The following is a 3,470-nucleotide window of genomic DNA, read 5'->3' on the forward strand; positions in this document are numbered from 1 at the left end:
AATGAGTCTATTGACAAGGATCTATCAGACCACACGCCGATGATGCAGCAGTACCTGAAGCTGAAAGCCCAGCATCCGGATATCCTGCTCTTCTACCGGATGGGGGATTTTTATGAGCTGTTCTATGACGATGCGAAACGCGCTTCGCAGCTGATGGACATCTCTCTGACCAAACGTGGTGCCTCGGCGGGTGAACCCATTCCGATGGCGGGCGTGCCGCATCACGCGGTGGAGAACTATCTGGCGAAGCTGGTCAGCCTCGGTGAGTCGGTGGCTATTTGTGAACAGATTGGCGATCCGGCCACCAGCAAAGGGCCGGTTGAGCGCAAGGTGGTGCGCATCGTCACGCCAGGCACCATCAGCGACGAAGCGCTGCTGCACGAGCGTCAGGACAACCTGCTGGCGGCCATCTGGCAGGACAGCAAGGGCTTTGGCTACGCTACCCTGGATATCAGCTCCGGGCGTTTTCGCCTGAGCGAGCCAGCCGATCGTGAGACCATGGCCGCTGAGCTCCAGCGTACCAATCCAGCAGAGCTGCTCTACGCCGAAGATTTTGCCGAGACCGCCCTGATTGAGGGCCGACGCGGTCTGCGCCGCCGTCCGCTGTGGGAATTTGAGATCGATACCGCCCGCCAGCAGCTGAACCTTCAATTTGGCACCCGCGATCTGGTGGGCTTTGGCGTAGAGAACGCCACGCGCGGCCTGTGCGCTGCGGGCTGCCTGCTACAGTACGTGAAAGATACCCAGCGCACCTCCCTGCCCCACATCCGGGCAATCACCATAGAGCGCCAGCAGGACAGCATCATTATGGATGCTGCGACCCGCCGTAACCTGGAGATCACCCAGAACCTGGCCGGCGGCATTGAGAACACCCTCGCCTCGGTGCTTGACTGCACGGTCACGCCGATGGGTAGCCGCATGCTTAAACGCTGGCTGCATATGCCGGTGCGTGATATCAAAACGCTAACCGAGCGCCAGCAGACCATCGCCGCACTCCAGGACGCCACTGCCGAGCTCCAGCCGGTGCTGCGTCAGGTTGGCGATCTGGAGCGTATTCTGGCGCGTCTGGCCCTGCGCACTGCGCGCCCGCGCGATCTGGCCCGCATGCGCCACACCTTCCAGCAGCTCCCCACCCTAAGAGAGATGCTGGCCGAGGTCGACAGCGCGCCGGTTCAGCGGCTGCGGGAGACAATGGGCGAATTTAGCGAGCTGCGCGAGCTGCTGGAGCGGGCAATCATCGATGCCCCGCCGGTGCTGGTCCGCGACGGCGGCGTGATTGCCCCCGGCTATAATGCCGAGCTAGACGAGTGGCGCGCCCTGGCCGATGGTGCAACGGACTATCTGGATAAGCTGGAGATCCGCGAGCGCGAGAAGCTGGGTCTCGACACCCTGAAGGTGGGCTATAACGCGGTGCACGGCTACTTTATTCAGATCAGCCGAGGCCAGAGCCATCATGCGCCTATTCACTACGTGCGTCGCCAGACCCTGAAGAACGCCGAGCGCTATATCATTCCTGAGCTGAAAGAGTATGAAGACAAGGTGCTGACCTCGAAAGGCAAAGCGCTGGCGTTGGAGAAACAGCTCTATGATGAACTTTTTGACCTGCTGATGCCGCATCTGGCCGATCTTCAGCAGAGCGCCAGCGCCCTGGCGGAGCTTGACGTACTGGTTAACCTGGCAGAACGGGCTTACACCCTTAACTACTGCTGCCCAACCTTTAGCGATAAGCCGGGCATCCGTATTAGCGAAGGGCGTCATCCGGTGGTTGAGCAGGTGCTGAACGAGCCGTTTATTGCCAACCCGCTGAACCTCTCGCCACAGCGGCGGATGCTGATTATTACCGGGCCCAACATGGGCGGTAAAAGTACCTATATGCGCCAAACCGCGCTGATTGCCCTGCTGGCCTATATCGGCAGCTATGTCCCGGCGCAGAAGGTAGAGATTGGTCCTATCGACCGCATCTTCACCCGCGTAGGTGCGGCGGACGATCTGGCCAGCGGGCGTTCAACCTTTATGGTCGAGATGACCGAAACCGCTAACATCCTGCACAACGCCACGGAAAACAGCCTGGTGCTGATGGATGAGATCGGGCGCGGCACCTCCACCTACGACGGTCTGTCGCTGGCGTGGGCCTGCGCAGAGAACCTGGCGAACCGCATTAAGGCGCTGACCCTGTTTGCTACCCACTACTTCGAGCTGACCCAGCTGCCGGAGAAGATGGAAGGCGTTGCTAACGTGCATCTTGATGCGCTGGAGCACGGGGATACTATTGCCTTTATGCACAGCGTGCAGGATGGCGCGGCCAGCAAAAGCTATGGCCTGGCGGTAGCGGCCCTGGCGGGCGTGCCGAAAGAGGTGATCAAGCGCGCCCGGCAGAAGCTTCGCGAACTGGAGAGCATTACGCCAAACGCGGCGGCCACCCAAGTCGACGGCACGCAGATGTCGTTGCTCGCCGCACCGGAGGAGACGCATCCGGCTGTTGAGGCGCTGGAAACTCTCGACCCGGATACCCTCTCTCCGCGCCAGGCGCTGGAGTGGATCTATCGCCTTAAGAATATGGCGTAGTTTTCTGTGGGCCTGGCCTGAGCTTCTATACTTAGGGTTTCATCCAAAAAAGGAGCGAACAGATGACGATCCATAAGAAAGGTCAGGCACACTGGGAAGGCGACATCAAAGGCGGTAAAGGCACCATCTCTACCGAGAGCGGCGCATTAAAGCAGCAGCCTTACGGTTTCAACACCCGCTTCGAAGGCGCTGCCGGAACTAACCCGGAAGAGCTGATTGGTGCCGCACACGCGGGCTGCTTCTCTATGGCGCTGTCGTTAATGCTGGGTGAAGAGGGCTATACGCCGGAAAGCATCGACACCACGGCAGATGTGTCGCTGGATAAGGTCGACGGCGGCTTCGCGATCACTAAAATCGCGCTCACCAGCACGGTGAAAGTGCCAAATATCGAAAAAGAGACTTTCGATAAGATCATCAATAAAGCCAAAGCGGGTTGCCCAGTTTCCCAGCTGCTGAAGGCTGAGATCACTCTGGACTATACGCTCAATTAATTTGGGTTATGCCGGGCGGCGGCTCTGCCTTGCCCGGCCTACGGGTTTAGTGAAAATCTTTGCAGTGCGAAAACACAAAAGAAAAAGGCCAGTCAGATGACTGGCCTTTTTTGGAATGGTGTCGCTTATTCGCGGAACAGCGCTTCGATATTCAGCCCCTGTGTCTGCAGAATTTCACGCAGACGACGCAGACCTTCAACCTGAATCTGACGAACGCGTTCACGAGTCAGGCCAATCTCACGACCCACATCCTCAAGCGTTGCAGCTTCATAGCCCAGCAGACCGAAACGACGTGCCAGCACCTCACGCTGTTTGGCGTTCAATTCGAACAGCCATTTGACGATGCTCTGCTTCATGTCATCGTCCTGCGTGGTGTCTTCCGGACCGTTGTCTTTCTCATCGGCCAGGATGTCC

General features: G+C 58.8%; 3 protein-coding genes. 2 read left to right on the top strand and 1 reads right to left on the bottom strand.

What is annotated here, in order from left to right; translation table 11 throughout:
* The coding region (mutS, locus tag FN633_RS16220) for a DNA mismatch repair protein MutS (protein WP_243731511.1) at window positions 1-2,565 on the top strand (2,565 nt) is incomplete at its 5' end.
* A 62-nt stretch (window positions 2,566-2,627) separates the two neighbouring features.
* Window positions 2,628-3,056, top strand: coding sequence for an OsmC family protein (locus tag FN633_RS16225; protein ID WP_154058427.1), 429 nt, complete (start codon window positions 2,628-2,630; stop codon window positions 3,054-3,056).
* Between the two features lie 125 nt (window positions 3,057-3,181).
* Here FN633_RS16225 and FN633_RS16230 read toward each other — a convergent pair.
* On the bottom strand, window positions 3,182-3,470 hold a 289-nt coding region (locus tag FN633_RS16230; RefSeq protein ID WP_279538300.1), incomplete at its 5' end, for a sigma factor-like helix-turn-helix DNA-binding protein.

This window comes from Pseudescherichia vulneris (genome assembly GCF_902164725.1).
Classification (GTDB): domain Bacteria; phylum Pseudomonadota; class Gammaproteobacteria; order Enterobacterales; family Enterobacteriaceae; genus Pseudescherichia; species Pseudescherichia vulneris.